Raw genomic sequence first — 233 nt, 5'->3', positions numbered from 1 at the left:
CACGGCGACGTGTGGAGCTGAATGATACTAATCGGTCGAGGCTTTGATCTAGTCTAATGGTTTGTGTGAATTGATGAGTCTTCAGTTTTCAGGGAACAACCCTGAAATGGATTGACACGCCCTTGGGGCGATGTTAATATTCTTTTGTCTGGTGGCGATAGCGAAGCGGCCACACCCGTTCCCATGCCGAACACGGAAGTTAAGCGCTTCAGCGCCGAAAGTAGTTGGGGGTC

General features: G+C 50.6%; 1 rRNA gene. It reads left to right on the top strand.

Features of this window, described 5'->3' with window-relative positions:
* Nucleotides 1-147: 147 nt before the first annotated feature.
* Nucleotides 148-233, top strand: a 5S ribosomal RNA gene (gene rrf, locus KNP67_RS15325); the annotation flags it as partial.

Source organism: Exiguobacterium sp. s157 (assembly GCF_018618205.1).
Classification (GTDB): domain Bacteria; phylum Bacillota; class Bacilli; order Exiguobacteriales; family Exiguobacteriaceae; genus Exiguobacterium; species Exiguobacterium chiriqhucha.
Note: the sequence above shows the minus strand (reverse complement) of the source record. Positions and strands in the feature narration are given on the sequence as shown.